General features: G+C 66.4%; 3 protein-coding genes. 2 read left to right on the top strand and 1 reads right to left on the bottom strand.

Annotated elements, in window-relative coordinates:
• Positions 1 to 67: 67 nt before the first annotated feature.
• Positions 68 to 310, bottom strand: a complete 243-nt coding sequence (locus tag HGG74_RS20725; protein ID WP_376766165.1) for a DUF2630 family protein — start codon at positions 308 to 310, stop codon at positions 68 to 70.
• Between the two features lie 1,024 nt (positions 311 to 1,334).
• Here HGG74_RS20725 and HGG74_RS21825 point away from each other — a divergent pair.
• Positions 1,335 to 1,793, top strand: a complete 459-nt coding sequence (locus HGG74_RS21825; RefSeq protein WP_246263140.1) for a transposase family protein — start codon at positions 1,335 to 1,337, stop codon at positions 1,791 to 1,793.
• Positions 1,726 to 2,586, top strand: a complete 861-nt coding sequence (locus HGG74_RS20720) for an ISL3 family transposase (protein ID WP_246263138.1) — start codon at positions 1,726 to 1,728, stop codon at positions 2,584 to 2,586. The genes HGG74_RS21825 and HGG74_RS20720 overlap by 68 nt, the downstream gene beginning before the upstream one ends.
• Positions 2,587 to 2,650: the final 64 nt, after the last annotated feature.

Genomic DNA, 2,650 nt, shown 5'->3' with positions numbered 1-2,650 from the left:
ACGGCCCGCCCGACGCCCGGCACACGGCGGCAGCAGCCCGGCGGTGCAACTGCAGTTCCGGCAAAGCCTACTGCCTGTAGTTCTCCACCTCTTCAACCGGACGCACCTCTGCCTCGGACGGATCTTCGCCGGCACGGGCTTTCGCGCGCCGCTGCCGGAGCAGATCCCAGCACTGATCCAGTTCCTCCTCGAGCTGCCTGAGTTTGCCCGCCCGTGTTTCAGCCTCGTCCCGGTCATTGATGACCGGTTCGCGCAGCCTCTGTTCCTCTTCGATCAGATGCTTGATCCTGCTCTGAATATCCTGCTCCACGTGAACTCCTTCCATTGCGCTGGTCACATGCACGGCACTGAGGACCCGATGCCGGCAAAGGCTCTGTGGCTAAGCCTCCTTGGCCGAAGAGCTACTGTCTGCACGACGGAGGTGAACCCCTCCCAGGTACGTGCTTCCGAGCGGAAGGAACTCGGTGAAAAACCACGAGAAATTGACCACACTTCACCCGCTGCAGGCACCTGTCACCAGCACTTAAGCCGGCGTCGACGCTCCCGCTGGCAATCGCCATGGCGCTCCTCATTTCACCGGAGTTCGGCTGCCCAAATCCACCGTACAGAACAAGGTACGCAGGAACAATGACCCGGAAAAGGCAGGCGATGGCCGCATGCAGGAAAACAGTGCGGGTCTTGGCAGGAATTGCCGCCGCCGGCCGTGGCAGGTCCCGCGTCCGACCGGCACTGGCCCGGAAGGCAATGACCTGCCGGAAGCTGATGCCGCCCTTGCGCCGGATTGGTCCTGCCAGGAGCCGGAGAACGGATGCTGTGGGGTAACCGGAATGCGGTGGAAGGCCCCCACTGGAGCTTCTGCATGCCTGCGGGTTGATGTGTTGAGCGCGGGCCGGCGCACGCCCTGGCGGATGAGCCCGCCCTGGTGGATGAGCCCGCCAGGGTCCGGTACGGCCGTAGGCAAGCCGGTGCTCCACGCCCGCCGGGTAAATCCACGGCCGGCGGACTCGGGGCCGCCGCGGTGCCGCCGGGAACACGCCCCGCCTGGTGCCGCAGAAGTTCCTGAACGGCAAGGACCATGCCAGGGCTGGCTCCGGACCTCTGCCTGCCGAAGTAGTCCTCGGCGGAGTGCCGGGCCGGCGGTGCGTGACCTGCCGGTGCCGGAGGCGGGGGCGGGGGGTTAAAGGGGCTCTTCGCGGTTCGTGGGGAAATAGCTTCGTGGCGTAGAAGCTGAGACGACCCGTGGCCCTGTTGGATGAGTGTTGTCTACGCATTCATCCGAACAGGATCCACGAGCCTTGGTTCAGCCTACTTCGGCGGCATCTGATGCTGCCACCATGATCTTCAACCTGCCCGATTTCCGTGTCATCAATACCGAGTTCCTGGCAGGGGAACTGCGGCGGATCATTGTCGAATCGACCTTCCCTCCGGGCTGCCCGGGGTGCGGGGTGATCTCGTCCCGACGCAAGGCCGGACGCCTGCAGCGGATCCGGGACATCCCGGTGGCCGGGGCGGTGGAACTGGTGTGGGCCAAGCGGCGCTGGTTCTGCGACGAGGTGCTCTGCGGCCGGAAATCGTTCAGCGAGGCTGCACCGCAGGTACCCCGGTTCGCCCGCTCGACGGCCCGGCTGAAGCAGGACCTGGTGTCTGCGGTCATTGACTCCGGCAGGGCGGTCTCCGAGACCGCTTCGGCGTACGGGGGTGTCCTGGTGGCTGGTCCAGCGGGCCTTGGACTCTGCCGCCGTCCGGCTGCCGGATGTGGACCGGCTGCGTCCCCGGATGCTCGGGATCGATGAGCACCGGTTCCGCTCCGTGCGCTTCTTCAAGGACCCCGGGACCGGGACCTGGACCCGGTACGAGCCTTGGATGACCACCATCGTCGACCTGGACACCGGACAGGTCCTGGGCATCGTGGACGGCCGGGACAGCACCGGGGTCGGTGACTGGCTGTTCAAGCGCCCGCTCGAATGGCGCCTGGGCGTGCAGGTGGTGGCCATCGACCCGTCCGCGGCCTTCCGCAGGGCGCTGCGCATGTGGTTGCCACGCACCGCGGTGTCCGTAGACCATTTCCATCTGATCCAGTTGGCCAACCAAGCGCTGACCGAGGTCCGGCAGCGCCTGAGCCAGCAAGTGCGGGGCCGGCGGGGCCGGGCCGCGGACCCGGCCTGGGCGAACCGGCGCCTGCTGCTGCGCGCCGGTTCCGACCTCTCCGCGGCCGGCCTGGACCGCCTCGCCGGCGTCTTCGCCACCGATGATCCCACCGGGAAGCTGCAGGCCGCCTGGGAGGTCAAGGAACAGCTGCGCCTAGTCCTGCGCACCGGATCGCTGGAGGGCGCCGCCGCAGCAAAGCAGAAGCTGCACGGCTACGTCCAGGCCGCCGCGATGCCCGAAACCAACAGGCTCTGGCGGACCGTGAACCGGTGGTGGAAAGAGATCGAGGTGCTCATCGTCACCGGCGCCACCACGGCCAAGGTCGAGGCCAACAACACCACGATCAAGAACATCAAACGCAAGGGACGCGGCTACAGGAACCCCTGGAACTACCAATCACGTATCCTGATGGCCAGTGCCGCCAAAACGACGGCATAAACACTGATTCACCAGGGATTTCCCCACCAAGCGTGAAGAGCCGTTAAAGGGGTCCGGGCCCCCG

This window comes from Arthrobacter mobilis, from assembly GCF_012395835.1.
Classification (GTDB): Bacteria; Actinomycetota; Actinomycetes; order Actinomycetales; family Micrococcaceae; genus Crystallibacter; species Crystallibacter mobilis.
Note: the sequence above shows the minus strand (reverse complement) of the source record. Positions and strands in the feature narration are given on the sequence as shown.

Coding starts and splice junctions, on each gene's coding strand:
- HGG74_RS21825 (WP_246263140.1), top strand. CDS start 1,335: ATGATCTTCAACCTGCCCGATTTCCGTGTCATCAATACCGAGTTCCTG.